The sequence below is a fragment of the Stenotrophomonas sp. FBCC-B152 genome (assembly GCF_059134105.1).
In genome coordinates this window covers 1,432,001-1,448,870 of sequence record NZ_CP101442.1, presented here as the reverse complement: position 1 = coordinate 1,448,870, position 16,870 = coordinate 1,432,001, and the positions used below count along the sequence as shown (strand labels likewise).

The 16,870-nt window shown below is 67.5% G+C and carries 15 protein-coding genes; 4 read left to right on the top strand and 11 right to left on the bottom strand.

What is annotated here, in order from left to right:
- Window positions 1-4: 4 nt before the first annotated feature.
- The 11 genes from NMB40_RS06970 to NMB40_RS06920 form a co-directional block, all read right to left on the bottom strand.
- The gene (locus NMB40_RS06970; RefSeq protein WP_494360566.1) at window positions 5-313 is read right to left on the bottom strand and encodes a hypothetical protein; all 309 of its coding nucleotides are present in this window, start codon (window positions 311-313) and stop codon (window positions 5-7) included.
- Complete coding sequence (locus NMB40_RS06965; protein ID WP_494360565.1) at window positions 310-858, bottom strand: hypothetical protein; 549 nt, start codon at window positions 856-858, stop codon at window positions 310-312. The genes NMB40_RS06970 and NMB40_RS06965 overlap by 4 nt, the downstream gene beginning before the upstream one ends.
- An 87-nt stretch (window positions 859-945) precedes the next feature.
- The gene (gene recJ / locus NMB40_RS06960) at window positions 946-2,679 is read right to left on the bottom strand and encodes a single-stranded-DNA-specific exonuclease RecJ (protein WP_494360564.1); all 1,734 of its coding nucleotides are present in this window, start codon (window positions 2,677-2,679) and stop codon (window positions 946-948) included.
- 51 nt (window positions 2,680-2,730) lie between these two features.
- Window positions 2,731-3,648 carry a phosphoglycerate mutase gene (locus NMB40_RS06955; protein ID WP_447785094.1) on the bottom strand — a complete coding sequence of 306 codons (918 nt, stop codon included), beginning with the start codon at window positions 3,646-3,648 and terminating at the stop codon, window positions 2,731-2,733.
- Window positions 3,649-3,655: 7 nt separating this feature from the next.
- Window positions 3,656-4,120: a transcription elongation factor GreA gene (gene greA, locus NMB40_RS06950; protein WP_282245607.1), complete on the bottom strand. Its 465-nt coding sequence runs from the start codon at window positions 4,118-4,120 to the stop codon at window positions 3,656-3,658.
- Between the two features lie 8 nt (window positions 4,121-4,128).
- Entirely contained in the window at window positions 4,129-7,371 is a 3,243-nt protein-coding gene (gene carB, locus NMB40_RS06945; protein WP_494360563.1) for a carbamoyl-phosphate synthase large subunit, read from the bottom strand.
- Window positions 7,372-7,439: 68 nt separating this feature from the next.
- Window positions 7,440-8,570 (bottom strand): glutamine-hydrolyzing carbamoyl-phosphate synthase small subunit, encoded by a 1,131-nt coding sequence (gene carA, locus NMB40_RS06940; RefSeq protein ID WP_494360562.1) that lies wholly within the window; start codon window positions 8,568-8,570, stop codon window positions 7,440-7,442.
- Window positions 8,571-8,796: 226 nt separating this feature from the next.
- A complete protein-coding gene (gene dapB, locus NMB40_RS06935; RefSeq protein WP_494360561.1) occupies window positions 8,797-9,525 on the bottom strand; it encodes a 4-hydroxy-tetrahydrodipicolinate reductase in 729 nt (242 codons plus the stop codon).
- Window positions 9,526-9,568: 43 nt separating this feature from the next.
- Window positions 9,569-9,823 carry a DUF6587 family protein gene (locus NMB40_RS06930; protein WP_494360560.1) on the bottom strand — a complete coding sequence of 85 codons (255 nt, stop codon included), beginning with the start codon at window positions 9,821-9,823 and terminating at the stop codon, window positions 9,569-9,571.
- Window positions 9,823-11,679, bottom strand: coding sequence for a ferrous iron transporter B (feoB, locus tag NMB40_RS06925; RefSeq protein ID WP_494360559.1), 1,857 nt, complete (start codon window positions 11,677-11,679; stop codon window positions 9,823-9,825). The genes NMB40_RS06930 and feoB overlap by 1 nt, the downstream gene beginning before the upstream one ends.
- Complete coding sequence (locus NMB40_RS06920; RefSeq protein ID WP_093536239.1) at window positions 11,676-11,930, bottom strand: FeoA family protein; 255 nt, start codon at window positions 11,928-11,930, stop codon at window positions 11,676-11,678. Before NMB40_RS06920 ends, feoB begins: the two co-directional genes overlap by 4 nt.
- A gap of 117 nt (window positions 11,931-12,047) precedes the next feature.
- Between NMB40_RS06920 and NMB40_RS06915 the strand changes: the two genes are divergently transcribed.
- The 4 genes from NMB40_RS06915 to NMB40_RS06900 all read left to right on the top strand — a co-directional run bounded on the left by NMB40_RS06915 (window position 12,048) and on the right by NMB40_RS06900 (window position 16,844).
- Window positions 12,048-12,836, top strand: coding sequence for an enoyl-CoA hydratase-related protein (locus NMB40_RS06915; protein WP_282245588.1), 789 nt, complete (start codon window positions 12,048-12,050; stop codon window positions 12,834-12,836).
- 11 nt (window positions 12,837-12,847) lie between these two features.
- Window positions 12,848-13,234 (top strand): VOC family protein, encoded by a 387-nt coding sequence (locus NMB40_RS06910; protein ID WP_494360558.1) that lies wholly within the window; start codon window positions 12,848-12,850, stop codon window positions 13,232-13,234.
- A 155-nt stretch (window positions 13,235-13,389) separates the two neighbouring features.
- The gene (locus tag NMB40_RS06905) at window positions 13,390-14,283 is read left to right on the top strand and encodes a hydroxymethylglutaryl-CoA lyase (protein WP_494360557.1); all 894 of its coding nucleotides are present in this window, start codon (window positions 13,390-13,392) and stop codon (window positions 14,281-14,283) included.
- Window positions 14,280-16,844 carry a sensor domain-containing protein gene (locus NMB40_RS06900; protein WP_494360556.1) on the top strand — a complete coding sequence of 855 codons (2,565 nt, stop codon included), beginning with the start codon at window positions 14,280-14,282 and terminating at the stop codon, window positions 16,842-16,844. Before NMB40_RS06905 ends, NMB40_RS06900 begins: the two co-directional genes overlap by 4 nt.
- Window positions 16,845-16,870 lie beyond the last annotated feature (26 nt).

Genomic DNA, 16,870 nt, shown 5'->3' with positions numbered 1-16,870 from the left:
AGGCTCAGAACGGAAACACGGCCGAGGATGCCTGCGCGGCGTTGAACAGCTTCTGCAGCAATCGATAGTCACCCTCGGCACTGTCGTTGGTGACAAAGCGATGGGCCTGCTGATCCGCTCCACCGCGATAGAACACCATGAACTGGTTGGCTTCCAGGTTCCGGTTGAAGTCATGCCGCACCGTCATGCTGAACTCCGGTGTTCCCACCGAGACATCGTCGCCCTCCGCATCGAACAGCCACGCCAGCTCGCCCGCCTCGGTCTTGAGCAGGACTTTCTCCAGGAACGTCAATAGACAGGTCGGCAACATCATTCCTCTACTCCTCTTCGTTCCAGCGTCTCCACGCTTGATTTGATCCTGACCAGATAGTCACTGAGCGTGTGGCGGGCCTCCCGGCTCATCGTCGCGCTTGAAGTGTTATGGATCGCCTTCAGGATGATCATTTCCGCATCGTTCAACAGGGGCGTGAGCGAAGGGTGCTGGGTGAGGTCCTTCGCGTACCGCGCATCCAGCCGCGCCAGGAAGCGGCGCGCCATCTGCAGGGCCCTCAAGGCCGCACTATAGTCTTTTCGCTGAACCTTCGAGCTCACGTCATCTATCAAAGAGATGACTTCGATAGCCAGAACCTTTGCTTGCTGGTGTGCGGCACGCGCGAAGGCCTTCCTTACTGCATTTCCAGCGGTTCCGGCATGCACGATCTCACCGATGGCAACGACCAGCGCAACCAATGTTGCGCCTCCGCACCAGTAATTGAAGAGGTTGATGCTGTCGGAAGTGCCCCAGTCGCCTTTCAGATGGACGAGCGCTGCGCAGACCAGCAGCGTGGCAACCAGGTAGGTCCAGCGAACATGCGACATGTCTTTCGCCACTCCCCAAGCCAACATGGCGGGCAATGGCGTGACACTACGTGCCTCGATCCGGCGCCACAGTAGGCGCAGTCCCAATCACGCGTCGGCGCAGTGCTCGATGATCAGCTGGATCGCACCACCGCCCCGGTAATCGTCACTGACCAGGCGATAGGCGATATGCACGTTGTTGGCCGGCGCGTTGCCGCGCCAGCCACTGAAGTGGATGGCGTTGATCGGTTCGGTGCGGCCGGGCACGCGCAGGCTGAGCTTGAGATGCTTTTCCTTCAGCACCTGCCAGCGCGCCACCTGGAAATGGCCATCGAACAGCGGCTCCGGGAAGCCCTGCCCCCAAGGCCCGGCCAGGCGCAGCGCTTCGGCGTGCTGGAAATCCAGCTCGGCCGGGGCAAGTTCGCCATCGCTCATCAGCAGCTGCTGCAACGCGGCCGGATCCATGCTGGCCTCGACCACGGCCACGAAGGCGTGCTGGAACTCCTGCAGCCGCGCGTGTGGCAGGCTCAGGCCGGCGGCCATCGCGTGGCCGCCGAACTTGTCGATCAGGCCCGGGTGGGCGGCGTTGACCAGCGCCAGCGCGTCACGGATGTGGAAGCCAGCAATCGAGCGCGCCGAACCCCGCAGCGAATCGCTGCCGGGTTCGGACGGCGCAAACGCAATCACCGGCCGGTGCAGGCGGTCCTTCATCTTCGATGCCACCAGGCCCACCACGCCCGGGTGCCATTCGGCATCGAACAGGCAGGCCGCAATCGGGCGCTCGCCTTCGGCGGTCAGCACCGCGCGGGACACGGCAAGCTCTGCGTCATCGGTCATCAGCTGCTGCACGGCACGCCGCTCGGCGTTGATCTGCTCCAGCGTCTGCGCGATCTCGCGGGCCTGGCTGCGGTCTTCGGTGAGCAGCAGTTCGATACCCAGTGCCATGTCTTCCAGCCGGCCGGCCGCGTTCAGGCGTGGGCCAAGGGCGAAGCCGATATCGGTGGCACTCAGCCGCGCCGCATCGCGGCCACTGGCTTCAATCAGCGCCTGCAGGCCCACGCAGCCGTGGCCGGCACGCAGCCGGCGCAGGCCGGCCGACACCAGCGCCCGGTTGTTCGCATCCAGGGCGACCAGGTCGGCCACGGTGCCAACCGCGACCAGGTCCAGCAGGGTCAGCAGGTCGGGCTCGGCACCCGCGGCGAACGCGCCCTGCACGCGCAGGTGCCGGCGCAGGGCCATCAGCACATAGAAGATCACGCCGACCCCGGCCAGCGCCTTGCTCGGGAACGCATCGCCGTTGATGTTGGGATCGACGATCGCATCGGCCGGCGGAAGCTGTTCGCCCGGCAGGTGGTGGTCGGTGACCAGCACCTTCCAACCGAGCGCCTTGGCCGCGGTCACGCCGGCATGGCAGGCAATGCCGTGGTCGACCGTGACCAGCAGCCCGGGCTGCAGCGGCGCCAGCTCGGCCACCAGCGACGGCGACAGGCCGTAGCCGTGCAGCATGCGGTTGGGTACCGCATGCACGACGTCGCGCGCGCCGAGCATGCGCAGGCCACGCACGCCGACCGCGCAGGCGGTGGCGCCATCACAATCGAAATCGCCTACGACCAGGATGCGCTCATCGGCCGCAATCGCCGCTGCAAGCAGGTCCACGGCCGCCTGCATGCTGCCCATCAGCTCCGGCGCGTGCAGCTGGGCCAGCTTCGGCTGCGCCTGCGCCGCATCGGTAACCCCGCGCGCCGCGTACAGGCGCTGCAGCAGCGGCAGCATGTCGCCCGGCCACTCGCCGAGGGCGGCAACGGGACGACGTTGGATCTGGAGCGAATCAGGAGAAGTCAAAGCGGGCTCGATAAACAGCGCGAACGCCGATGGCCACCATGATACGCGGCATCAATCGTGCAGCTGTACCGGCTTCTTCCAGAACCGCCAGCGCTGGGCCTTGTCCAGCTCGAACCGGGCGCCATCTTCGAAATCCAGCACCAGCCGGCGCAGTTCGCCGCGCTGCAGCGCCGACAGCAAGGGCCGGATCGCGTCATTGCCCAGCTGTTCCAGCGAACGCAGCTGGCGCAGGTCCACCAGCGCGTCCACCTGCTGGTCACCATCGGCCTGCACGCCCGCCGCCTTGGCCAACGCCTGCAGCAGCGCATCGCGGCTGCGCACCTGCGCGTGCGCCGTTCGCACCGCCCCGGGCAGTTCACCACCGCCCCAGAACCACAGCGAATTGACCGCCCGCTTGCCGGCCGCCAGGCGCTGCACATTCCACGGATGCTGGTGCAGCACCACCTGGGCTTCGGTCAACAACGCCCGCCAGCGACGCCCGGCGTCGCCTTCGGGCAGGTGCGCGAACAGGTCATCGCCCAGCACGTCATCGGGTGCGGCGAACGCCGGCAGCGTGGTGCCCGGCGGCAGGCGCAGGTACCAACGCGACGGCGTCGGCGCATCCAGGGTGAATCCATACCCGGCGAACAGTGGCTGCAGCGCCGGCAGCAACGCCGCCACGTCGTCGGCCTCAAGCCGCAGCGTGTCGCCGTGGCCCATCATCCGCGCGCCGTGCATGTCCGGCACCACGTTGGCCGGGTCCGCACGCAGCCACACGCCGTCGTGGGCATCGCCCACGTCGAGCTGGCGGGTCAGGGCCGCCACCGGCCAATCGGCCGGCTGCAGCTGGAAATGCCGCTGCAGCTGGGCCCGTTCGCCGGCATCGACCCGGCTGCGCTCGGCACGGCCGAGCGCCTTGGCCACGTCATCAGGCAACGCCGCCGCCGGGAAGCGGCTGCGCGCCGGCAGCAACAGGGTTGCCGTGGCCATGGTCAGGTCAGTCCAGGTACTGGACGCTGACGATTTCGTACTCGCGCTGCCCGGCCGGAGCGTCGATCACGATGCTGTCGCCCTCGTTCTTGCCGATCATGGCACGCGCCACCGGCGAGGAAATCGCGATCAGGCCGAGTTTGATGTCGGCCTCCAGGTCGCCCACGATCTGGTAGCGCTTCTCTTCATCGCTTTCCACATCGGCCAGTTCGACGGTAGCGCCGAACACGACCTTGCTGCCGGCGTTGAGCTTGGTGATGTCGATGATCTCGGCATGCGACAGCTCGCCTTCCAGCTGCTTGATGCGGCCTTCGATGAAGCCCTGCTCTTCGCGCGCGGCGTGGTACTCGGCGTTCTCCTTGAGATCGCCGTGTTCACGTGCCTCGGCAATGGCCGCGATGACCTTGGGGCGCTTGACCGACTTCAGGTGGTCAAGCTCTTCGCGCAGACGCTGCGCGCCCTTCAGGGTGATCGGTGCTCTCATGCGTTCAACTCCTTGTGCAGCTCCTGCAGCGACCAGACCGGGCCGGTACCGCGGAATTCCAGTGATTGCACCAGCGCCTTGGCGCCGGCAATGGTGGTCGAATAGGTGACGCGGTGCTGCAGCGCCTCGCGACGGATCGAGAACGAGTCGTTGATCGCCGCACGTCCTTCGGTCGTGTTGACGATATACACGATCTCGCCGTTCTTGATCGAATCGACGATGTGCGGGCGGCCTTCGACAACCTTGTTGACGATCTCGCACTGCATGCCGTGCTCCTGCAGCCACGCCGCGGTGCCACGGGTGGCCACCAGGCTGTAACCGCGCTCGAGCAGTGCCTGTGCGACCGGCAGCACGCGCTTCTTGTCCGGGTCACGGACCGACACGAAGGCCTTGCCCAGCGGCGGTGCCTTGATGCCACTGGCTTCCTGCGCACGCGCGAAGGCGGCGCTGAAGCTGCGGCCCACGCCCATCACCTCACCGGTGGAGCGCATTTCCGGCCCGAGGATCGGGTCGACGCCCTGGAACTTGGCGAACGGGAAGATCGCTTCCTTGACCGAGTAGTAGTCCGGCACGATTTCCTTGGTCGCGCCCTGCTCGGCCAGGGTCTTGCCGGCCATGCAGCGTGCGGCGATCTTGGCCAGCGGCATGCCGGTGGCCTTGGACACGAACGGCACGGTGCGCGAGGCACGCGGGTTCACTTCCAGCAGGTACACGATGTCCTCGCCGTTCTCGCCGGCCTGGATCGCGAACTGGGTGTTCATCAGGCCGACCACGTTCAGGGCCTTGGCCAGCTCCACCACCTGGCGGCGCAGCTCGGCCTGGGTCTCGGCCGACAGCGAGTACGGCGGCAGCGAGCAGGACGAATCGCCCGAATGCACGCCGGCTTCCTCGATGTGCTCCATCACGCCGCCGATCAGCACGTTGCCATCCTTGTCGGCAATGATGTCCACGTCCACTTCCACGGCGTTGTCCAGGAAGCGGTCCAGCAGCACCGGCGAATCGTTGGAGACCTTGACCGCATCGCGCACGTAGCGCGCCAGGTCTGACTCACCGTAGACGATTTCCATCGCACGGCCGCCCAGCACGTAACTCGGGCGCACCACCAGCGGGTAGCCGATCTCGCGGGCCAGCAGCAGGGCTTCCTGGTCGTTGCGGGCGATGCGGTTCGGCGGCTGCTTCAGGCCCAGCGTGTCCACCAGCTGCTGGAAGCGCTCGCGGTCTTCGGCCAGGTCGATGGAGTCCGGCGAGGTGCCGATCACCGGCACGCCGTTGGCTTCCAGCGCACGCGCCAGCTTCAGCGGGGTCTGGCCGCCGTACTGCACGATCACGCCCTTGGGCTGTTCCAGCTCGACGATTTCCAGCACGTCTTCCAGCGTCAGCGGCTCGAAGTACAGGCGGTCGGAGGTGTCGTAGTCGGTCGAGACGGTTTCCGGGTTGCAGTTGACCATGATGGTTTCGAACCCATCATCGCGCAGCGCCAGCGCCGCGTGCACGCAGCAGTAGTCGAACTCGATGCCCTGGCCGATGCGGTTCGGACCGCCGCCCAGGATCATGATCTTGTCGCGGTTGCTCGGCGCCGCTTCGCACTCGTCCTCATAGGTCGAATACAGGTAGGCGGTGCTGGTGGAGAACTCGGCGGCGCAGGAATCCACGCGCTTGTACACCGGGCGCACCTTGAGCGCACGGCGCAGCGCGCGCACGCCCGCTTCGTTGGTGCCGGTCAGCTCGGCCAGGCGCGCATCGGAGAAACCAGCACGCTTGAGCTTGCGCAGGCGGGCGGCGTCGAGTGCATCCAGGCCATCGGCGGCCAGCTGGGTTTCGGCCTGGATGATCTCTTCGATCTGGTCCAGGAACCACGGGTCGATGTGCGACAGCGCGAACACGTCTTCCACGCTGAAGCCGGCGCGGAATGCATCACCCACGAAGAACAGGCGCTCCGGGCCCGGGGCCTTGAGTTCGCGCTTCAGGGTGGTGATGTCGTCTTCGTTGGCCAGGTCCAGGCCGGTCGGGTCGAGGCCGATCTTGCCGGTTTCCAGGCCACGCAGTGCCTTCTGCAGCGATTCCTGGAAGGTGCGGCCCATCGCCATCACCTCGCCCACCGACTTCATCTGGGTGGTCAGGCGGGCATCGGCGGCCGGGAACTTCTCGAAGGCGAAGCGCGGGATCTTGGTGACGACGTAATCGATCGACGGTTCGAACGAGGCCGGGGTCAGGCCGCCGGTGATTTCGTTCTTCAATTCGTCCAGGGTGTAACCGACCGCCAGCTTGGCGGCGACCTTGGCGATCGGGAAGCCGGTGGCCTTGGAGGCCAGCGCCGACGAACGCGACACGCGCGGGTTCATTTCGATGACAACGACGCGGCCGGTGGTCGGGCTGATGCCGAACTGCACGTTCGAACCGCCGGTATCCACGCCGATCTTGCGCAGCACGGCGATGGAGGCATCGCGCAGGCGCTGGTATTCCTTGTCGGTCAGGGTCTGGGCCGGGGCCACGGTGATCGAGTCACCGGTGTGCACGCCCATCGGGTCCAGGTTCTCGATCGAGCAGACGATGATGCAGTTGTCGGCGGTGTCGCGCACCACCTCCATCTCGAATTCCTTCCAGCCCAGCACCGATTCTTCCACCAGCACTTCGGTGGTCGGCGACAGTTCCAGGCCGCGGGTCACGATATCGACCAGCTCTTCGCGGTTGTAGGCGATGCCGCCACCGCTGCCGCCCAGGGTAAAACTGGGGCGGATGATGGTCGGGTAGCCGACGCGGGTCTGGATCTCGATGGCTTCTTCAAGCGTGTGCGCCACGGCCGCGCTCGGGCATTCCAGGCCGATTTCGCCCATGGCCACGCGGAACAGCTCGCGGTCTTCGGCCATGCGGATCGCTTCGCGCTTGGCGCCGATCAGCTCGACGTTGTACTTCTCCAGCACGCCGTTGTCGGCCAGGTCCAGGGCGCAGTTCAGCGCGGTCTGGCCACCCATGGTCGGCAGCAGGGCGTCGGGCTTTTCCTTGGCGATGATCTTCTCGACCGTCTGCCAGTTGATCGGCTCGATGTAGACGGCGTCGGCCATCTCCGGGTCGGTCATGATGGTGGCCGGATTGCTGTTGACCAGCACCACGCGGTACCCCTCGTCACGCAGGGCCTTGCAGGCCTGGGCGCCGGAGTAATCGAACTCACAGGCCTGGCCGATGACGATCGGGCCGGCACCGATGATGAGGATGGTCTTTAGGTCAGTGCGCTTGGGCATTGTCTTCTCTAAGTCAGTACAGCGTGTCAGGGGTCGCAGCGCCGCGCCGAAGGCAGCGGCGTCTCGAATCAGGCCTTGGCCTGCGCCATCAGGGTGATGAAGCGGTCGAACAGCGGGCTGACGTCGTGTGGGCCCGGCGAGGCTTCGGGGTGGCCCTGGAAGGAGAACGCCGGCACGTCGGTGCGGGCGATGCCCTGGTTGGTGCCGTCGAACAGCGAGCGGTGGGTGACGCGCAGGGTGGCCGGCAGCGTGGCTTCATCCACCGCGAAACCGTGGTTCTGCGAGGTGATCATCACGCGGCCGTCGTCCAGGTCCTGCACCGGGTGGTTGGCACCGTGGTGGCCGTGGCCCATCTTGACGGTCTTGGCGCCGGAGGCCAGCGCCAGCAGCTGGTGGCCCAGGCAGATGCCGAACACCGGCACCTTCTTGTCCAGGAACACCTTGATCGCTTCAATGGCGTAGTCGCACGGTTCCGGGTCGCCCGGGCCGTTGGACAGGAACACGCCGTCCGGGTTCATCGCCAGCACTTCGGCGGCCGGGGTCTGGGCCGGCACCACGGTGATGTCGCAGCCACGTTCGGCCAGCATGCGCAGGATGTTGAGCTTGGCGCCGAAGTCATAGGCCACCACCTTGTACTGCGGGGCGGCGCTGACGAACGTGTTGGAATCCAGGTCGAGCTGGCCCTCGTTCCAGCCGTAGGCCTTGTCGGTGCTGGTCACCTTGGCCAGGTCCATGCCCTTCAGGCCGGGGAACTTGCGTGCCGCTTCCAGGGCAACGTCGACGTTGATGTCGTCACCGGCCATCAGCGCGCCGTTCTGCGCGCCGCGCTCGCGCAGGATGCGGGTGAGCTTGCGGGTGTCGATGCCGGAAATGGCGACCACGCCACGCTGCAGCAGCCAGTCCTGCAGCGAGACCTGGCTGCGCCAGTTGCTGGGACGGCGCGGCACGTCGCGCACGATCAGGCCGGCCGACCACACTTTGTGGGCTTCGTCGTCCTGGTCGGTGAGGCCGGTATTGCCGATATGCGGGTAGGTCAGCGTGACCATCTGCCGGGCGTAGGAGGGATCAGTCAGCACTTCCTGGTAACCGGTCATGGCGGTGTTGAACACCACCTCACCGACGGACAGGCCGGGCGCGCCTACGGATTCGCCCTCGAATACGGTGCCGTCTTCGAGGACGAGGATTGCGGCTTGGGTCACGGGAATCTCACTTTGGCTACCGAGGGGTCACCGAAGTCACGCCACGCTTCACGGAAAAGCGGTTGCAAAAAAGCGCGGACTGCGGTGCGGGACCGGTCCGGCTGTCGTGATTCGGCGAGCGGGAATTGTAAAGGCAACCCCCCTCCAACGCCAGCGTTTGCTTGCAATCGTCAGCGTACGGGAGCGTCCGGCCACCCTGGGGTTCAGGCGTGGCCGGTGCGCGTGTTCAGGTTGTGCTGGCGGCGAGCAGGTCGCGGACGCGGTAGCTGGCGGGGGCGCGCCCGTTCAGCTGCACGGCGGCGAACAGGGCGCCACGGGCGAAGATGTCGCGGTTGGTGGCACGGTGGGTCAGTTCGATGCGCTCGCCAAGGCCGGTGAACTGGACGAGGTGTTCGCCGACGATGTCGCCGGCGCGCAGGCTGGCGTAGTGCGGCTGGGCGCCCCCCTTCTGGGCGGCGGCGCCGAGGGTGAGCGCGGTGCCGGACGGGGCGTCCTGTTTGTGGACGTGGTGGGATTCGACGATGTCGCAGTCCCAGCCGGCCAGGGCGGCGGCGGCGCGCTCGACGAGCTCATCGAGCACGGCCACGCCGAGGCTGAAGTTGGACGCCCACACGAGCGGGATCCTGGTGGCGGCCTGGATCAGGGCCTGGCGCTGGGTTTCGCTGATGCCGGTGGTGCCGGATACGAGCCCTGCACCGCGCTCGACGCACAGGGCCAGCACGGGGTCGAAGCCTTCAGGCAGGCTGAAGTCGATGGCGACGTCGAACTGGGGCGCGCCGTGGAGTTCACTGGCGGCGAAATGCGGGACGCCGTCGACCACGCGCTGGGCGGGCGAGCGGCGGGTGACGGCGGCAACGACCTGCAGGTCGTCGCGCTCGGCAGCCAGGCGCAGCAGGGCCTGGCCCATGCGGCCGGAGGCGCCGTGGATGAGCAAACGGATCGGGGGAGTAGTCATGCCCGCAGGCTAGCGAATGGGCTTGGTTTGGGCAACGTCAACGTCAATGCTGCTTGGGCGGCGTTGGGCCGCAGCTGTCGCAACCGCCACAAGCACTGCCACCGCCGGTGGCCGGTGGTGCGATCTTTCGGCCTAGTGCCTGCAGCCAGTTGGCGCGCTCGGGCCTGATCAGCCCCAGCGCTATTGCGCCGCGCGCTTTGCGCACGGTGCCGGGGAACTGCTTTTTCAGCACTACCCAGGCGCTGATCAGGACGATCAGCGCGACCACGATGTACTGCATGAGCAGGCCGGTGCTCATCAGCCGCCGCCCAGGGCCACGGTCACCTGGTAGGTGACCAGTGCGGCGAGGTAGGCGGCCGCGAACAGGTAGAAGGTGGCAAAGCCGACCTGCTTCCAGGAGTTGGTTTCGCGCTTGATGGTGGCCAGGGTGGAAATGCACATCGGGGCGTAGATGAACCACACCAGCAGGGACAGGCCGGTGGCCAGCGACCAGCCGTTGGCGACCACCGGGGTCAGGGCCTGGATGGCGGCGTCATCGTCGGCGGCGGACAGGGCGTAGATGGTGGCCAGGGAGGAGACGGCCACTTCGCGGGCGCCCATGCCGGGGATCAGGGCGATGCAGATCTGCCAGTTGAAGCCCAGCGGGGCGAAGAACACGGCCATGGCGTGGCCGATCTGGCCGGCGAAGCTGTAGTCGATGGCGGGGTTGGTGGCGTTTTCGGGGGCGCCCGGGAACGACAGCAGCACCCACAGCAGGATGGTCAGCGAGAGGATGATGCCGCCCACGCGCTTGAGGAAGATCATGCCGCGCTCGTACAGGCCCACGGCCAGGTCGCGCGGGTGCGGGATGCGGTAGGACGGCAGTTCGAGCATGAGCGGGTGCTCGCTCTTGTCGCGGCGCCACTTCTTCATCACCCACGACATCGCCAGGGCGCTGAAGATACCTGCCGCATACAGGGCGAACAGGATCAGGCCCTGCTGGCTGACGAAGCCCCACAGGGTCTTCTGGGGGATGAACGCGCCGATCAGCAGGGCGTACACCGGCAGGCGCGCCGAGCAGGTCATCAGCGGGGCCACCAGGATGGTGGCGAGGCGGTCGCGCGGGTCCTGGATGCTGCGGGTGGCCATGATGCCGGGCACCGCGCAGGCGAAGCTGGACAGCAGCGGGATGAACGAACGGCCCGAGAGGCCGGCCGAGGCCATCATGCGGTCGAGCAGGAACGCGGCGCGCGGCAGGTAGCCGGATTCTTCCAGGGCCAGGATGAAGGCGAACAGGATCAGGATCTGCGGCAGGAATACCACCACCCCGCCGACGCCGGCGATGATGCCGTCGGTGAGCAGGCTGGTCAGCGGGCCGGGCGGCAGGTTGGCGCCTACCACTTCGCCGAGCCAGCCGAAGCCGGCCTCGATGCCGTCCATCATCGGGGTGGCCCAGGCGAACACCGCCTGGAAGATCAGGAACATGACCACGATCAGGGTCATCAAGCCGAATACCGGGTGCAGCAGCCAGCGGTCCAGTGCGTCGTCGATCTTCGCGGTGCGGGTGGGCATGCTGACCGCTGCGGCAAGGATGCCGCGTACCTGGGCGTGGTAGTCCGTCTCACCTGCGGGGGCGGCGACGGGCGCATCCAGGTGCGGCACCATCGCGTCCAGCCGTTCGACCAACGCGTGGGCACCGTTGCGGCGCACGGCCACGGTTTCCACCACCGGCACGCCCAGCGCCTGTTCCAGCGCCGGCACGTCGATCTTGATGCCACGGCGCTCGGCCGCGTCCACCATGTTCAGCGCCACGATCATCGGCTTGCCCAGCTCGCGCAGTTCCAGCGCGAAGCGCAGGTGCAGGCGCAGGTTGGTGGCGTCGATCACGCACAGCAGCACGTCGGGGGCGGCCTCGCCCGGGTAGAAACCCCGGCACAGGTCGCGGGTGATCGCTTCGTCCAGGCTGGCCGGCTGCAGGCTGTAGGCGCCCGGCAGGTCGAGAACGGCGAATTCACGCCCGGACGGCGCGCGCAGGCGGCCTTCCTTGCGCTCCACGGTCACGCCGGTGTAGTTGGCGACCTTCTGGCGGCTGCCGGTGAGCTGGTTGAACAGCGCGGTCTTGCCGCTGTTGGGGTTGCCGACCAGGGCAACGCGCAGGGTGGCGGCGGCGCTCATGCGGCCGCTCCGTCTGCAACCGCGGTGATGTCGATGCGCTTGGCTTCGGAAATCCGCAGGGCGAAACGGGTGAACCCGACCTGCACCAGCAGCGGCTCGCCGCCGATGGGACCGCGGGCTACCAGACGCACATCTTCACCCTTGACGAAACCCAGTTCCCTGAGCCGCCGGGCGATGGCGTCGTTTGCATGGAGGTCGCGCACCGACTCCACCAGAGCGGAGCCGTGCAGCGGCAGATCGGACAACGTCACAGGTCGCCTTCGGTCGATAAGAATGGTTATCAATATTAGCATCGCCGCGCCGCGTCATGGCCCGGGGCCCATGGGCCGCTATGATCCATACATGTATGGAGCAGGCGCAGGCCCCCGATGAGTGACGCTTTACGAATTGAACGCAGCGCGGCCGTGCTGACCTTGTGGCTGAACCGCCCTACCCTGCACAACGCCTTCGACGCCGGGCTGATCGCCCAGCTCACCGCCGCGCTGGAAGCGGCCGGCCGCGACGAGCAGGTCCGCGCGGTGGTGCTGGCCGCCACCGGCGCCTCGTTCTCGGCCGGTGCCGACATGCAGTGGATGCGCGGCATGGCCGCCGCCAGCGAGGAAGACAACCGCCAGGATTCGCTGGCGCTGGCCCGGCTGATGCGCACGCTGGATGAACTGCCCAAGCCCACCATCGCCCGGGTGCACGGGGCGGCGTTCGGCGGCGGCGTGGGCCTGGTGGCCTGCTGCGACATCGCCATTGCCAGCACCACCGCCCGTTTCGGCCTGACCGAAAGCCGGCTGGGCCTGCTGCCGGCCGTGATCTCCCCCTATGTGATCGATGCGATCGGCCCGCGCCAGGCGCGGCGCTGGTTCGCCACCGGCGAGCATTTCGACGCCGACACCGCCCTGCGCATCGGCCTGGTGCACCAGCTGATCGAACCTGAACGGATTGATGAGGCGGTCCAGCGCCAGCTGGGCCTGCTCGACAAGGCCGGCCCGATCGCTTCGTCCTCGGCCAAGGAACTGGTGCGCCGGGTGACGATCGGACGCGACCGCGACGCAACCGACCGCGACAATGCCGCCCTGATCGCCCGCCTGCGGGTTTCCGAGGAAGGCCAGGAGGGCCTCGGCGCTTTCCTGGACAAGCGCGCTCCCCATTGGGTTACCCAGGACTGAGGGAGGTCCCCATGCTCGACCATATCGGTATCCGCTGCAGCGATTTCGCGCGCAGCCTGGCGTTCTACCAGCAGGCGCTGGCCCCGCTCGGCATCCGCGTGGTGATGGAAGTCAGCGCTGAACAGACCGGTGCGGACGCCCACGCCGGGTTCGGCCGCACCGGCAAGCCGGATTTCTGGATCAGCAGCACGCCCGGCGCCCACGGCGGCGTGCACGTGGCCTTCAGCGCCGGCAGCCGCGACGAGGTGGAGGCGTTCCATCGCGCCGCGCTGGCCGCTGGCGGCCGCGACAATGGCTTACCCGGCATCCGTGAGCACTACCACCCCGACTACTACGGGGCGTTCGTGCTGGATCCGGATGGCAACAATGTCGAAGCGGTCTGCCACCGCCCCGCCTGACCCGCGCTGGCCGCTTTGCCGCCCATCCCGCGTATCCCCCTTTCATGGCCCACAGGGAAACCTGGGTCGCTCCACTTCGCCAGGAACTTTCGTGACCCCATCCCCCACCCGTCCACTGCAGGCTGTGCGTCTTCCCTTCCATGGGGAGCATCGGCATGGATGATTTCGTACGCATCGTCGAAGTCGGTCCGCGCGACGGACTGCAGAACGAAGCCCAGCCGGTGGCCACCGCCGACAAGATCGAGCTGATCCGCCAGCTCTCGCTGACCGGCCTGCGCACCATCGAAGCCACCAGTTTCGTCAGCCCGCGCTGGGTACCGCAGCTGGCCGATGCCGCCGAGGTCTATGCCGGCATCGAACGCCGCCCGGGTATCGCTTACCCGGTGCTGGTACCCAACGAACAGGGCTACGACCGTGCCCGCGCGGTGGGCGTGGAGGAAGTGGCGGTGTTCACTGCCGCCTCGGAAACGTTCAACCGCACCAACACCAACGCCGGCATCGATGAATCGCTGGCCCGCTTCGCACCGATCCTCGAGCGCGCCCGCGTCGACGGGGTGAAAGTGCGTGGCTATGTGTCCACGGTGCTCGGCTGCCCCTACCAGGGCGAGGTCACCGTCAGCGAGGTGGTGCGCGTCGCACGCGCGCTGCACGAGATGGGCTGTTACGAAATCTCGCTGGGCGACACCATCGGCGTGGGCACGCCTCGCAAGGCCCGCGCCATGCTGCGCGCGGTGGCCAGCGAAGTGCCGATGCCCGCCCTGGCCGTGCATTTCCACGATACCTACGGCCAGGCGCTGGCCAACATCGATGCGTGCCTGGACGAAGGCGTGCGCGTCGTCGATTCGGCCGTGTCCGGCGCTGGCGGTTGTCCGTATGCCAAGGGCGCCAGCGGCAACGTGGCCAGCGAAGACGTGGTGTACCTGCTGCATGGCATCGGCATGCGCACCGGCATCGACCTGCCGGCGCTGGCCGCCACCGGCCGCTGGCTGGCCGCGCGGCTCGGCCGCGACACCGGAAGCAAGGCCGGCAGGGCCCTGGCCGCGACATGAGCCGACGCCGCCCGCGCACGGATGCTGCGGTCGGTGATCACCTCACCGGGCACGTCGACGCGTTGGCGGCCCTGGAACAGGCGCTGGCGCAACCGCCCGGCGACGACCTGCACGCCCTGCTGCGCGATGTGCAGCAGGCCCTCCAGGAAGCCATGGACGAGCGCCAGCTGGCGCTGCGCCGATACGCGGCACTGTTCGATGCGGTACCCGATCCGGTCAGCATCCTCAGCGAATCCGGCGTGGTGCTGGACCTCAACAAGGCCGGCATACGCGCGTATGGCCGTGCCCGCGAAGACATCATCGGCCAGCCGATCGAGCTGCTCAATCCGGACCTGCCCAACGATCACCTCGATCCGGTCTGGGAAGCGCTGCGCCGGGGCGAAACCTACGTCATCGAAGTCACCAACATGCGCGGTGACGGCAGCCGCTTCCCGGTGGAAGTGCATTCGGCCGGCTTCGAGCACCAGGGCGAGCACTGCATCGTGGCGGTGGCGCGCGACCTGAGCAGCCGCTGGCAGGCCGAATCGCGCTACCGGCTGCTGATGGAATCGATCGACAAGGGCGTGATCCTGTTCGACCGCGACCTGCATGTGATCTCGGCGAACCCGGCCGCGCACCGCATCCTGGGCACGCAGGGCAATGGCGGCAGCCTGGCCGCCATGCTGAGCCCGGACGACTGGATCAGTGTGGACGAACACGGCCATCCACTCACCCGCGACCAATGGCCGGCAGCGGAAGCGCTGCTGCGCGGGCGCATCGTCCGCAGCACCATCGTCGGCCTGTACCACCGCCCACGTGGGCGCATGATCTGGATTTCCACCACCAACGTGCCGATGTACGGCAATGGACGCGACTGCCCCGACCACGTGTTCGGGCTGTTCAGCGACATCACCGAACTCAAGCGCAACAACACCCTGTTCGACCGCGCGCAGTCGCTGGCGCACATCGGCGGCTGGGAGTGGGACCGCGGCCTGCAGCGCCTGTACCTCACCGATGAAGCCGCGCGCATCCTCGGCCAGGAGCTGCCGCTGCAGGACATGGCACACCTGATGGACTGCCTGCGCCTGGACGACCGCTCGCAGCTGCAGCAGGCGCTGCTGGACGTGATCGACCGCCAGGTGCCGTTCGAACTGGAACTGCAGGGCCAGCGCGGCGATGGGCATTCGTTCTGGGTGCGCATGATCGGCGAGACCGAGGCCGGCGACGTCAACGCCGCGCGCATCGCCGGCACCGTGCAGGACATCACCTCGCGCAAGCACGCCGAGGAAACCCTGCGCATCCAGGCCCGTACCGACCCGCTCACCGGCATCATGAACCGCGATGCGGTGCTCACCGACCTGGCCACCCGCATGGGCAGCCCCACCCACTGCAAGGTGGGCGTGCTGTACATCGACCTGGACCGCTTCAAGACCGTCAACGACCTGCTCGGCCACAACGCCGGTGATGAACTGCTGATCGATGCAACGCGCCGCATTTCCACCGCGATCGGCACCGAAGGGCTGGTGGCGCGGTTTGGCGGCGACGAGTTCCTGGTGGTCTGCGATACCCGCGACCAGCCCGACCAGCCCGAGCGCCTGGCCGAGGCGATCACCCGCGCCTTCTCCACCCCGTTCCGGTTCGGCAGCGACGAGTTCTCGGTCACCACCAGCATCGGCATCGCCCGAGCGCCGCAGGACGGGCTGCGCCCGCAGCAGCTGATCCAGAACGCGGACATCGCCATGTACGATTGCAAGCGGCGCACCCGCAACGGCTGGCAGGTGTTTTCGCCGGAGCTGGCGCAGCGCCAGCACGACCGCCTGCAGATCGAAAGCCGCCTGCACCGCGCGCTGGACGATGACGAATTCCACCTGGTCTACCAGCCACAGGTGAACCTGCATACCGGCCAGCTGGTGGCGGCCGAAGCGCTGATCCGCTGGCGCAACTCGCAGCTGGGGGAACTTCGCCCGGACATCTTCATCGGCCACGCCGAAAGCACCGGCGACATCGTGCGGATCGGGCTGTGGGTGCTCAACGAGGCCTGCCGCCAGGTGCGCCAGTGGCAGGACGACGGGCTGGGCATCGTGCGGGTGGCGGTGAACGTGTCCTACCGCCAGTTCGTCGGCGAGGACCTGGCCCGCAACGTGCGCCAGGCGCTGGACCAGTACAGCCTGCCCGGCAGCGCGCTGGAGCTGGAATTCACCGAGCGGGTGCTGATCGAGGACGCGCCCGACACCTTGCAGACCTTCGCCCGCCTGCGCGAGATGGGGGTGCTGCTGACCATCGACGACTTCGGCGAAGGCTACAGCGCGCTCAACTACCTGCGCCGCCTGCCCATCCACGGGCTCAAGCTCAGCCAGATGTTCGTCGAAGGCGTGCCCGGCAACCGCTCGGACGTGGCCGTGTGCGAGGCCGTGTGCGGCATCGCCCGCAGCTTGGGGCTGGGCCTGGTCGCCGAAGGCATCGAGTCGGAGGAGCAGCGCCGGTTCCTGCACGACATGGGGGTGACCGTCGGCCAGGGCTTCCTGTTCGCGCCCGGACTGTCCCCGGACGAATTCGCCCGCCGCCTGCCGCCGCGCCGCTGAGCGCCCGCCTGCGCTGCACAACGGCG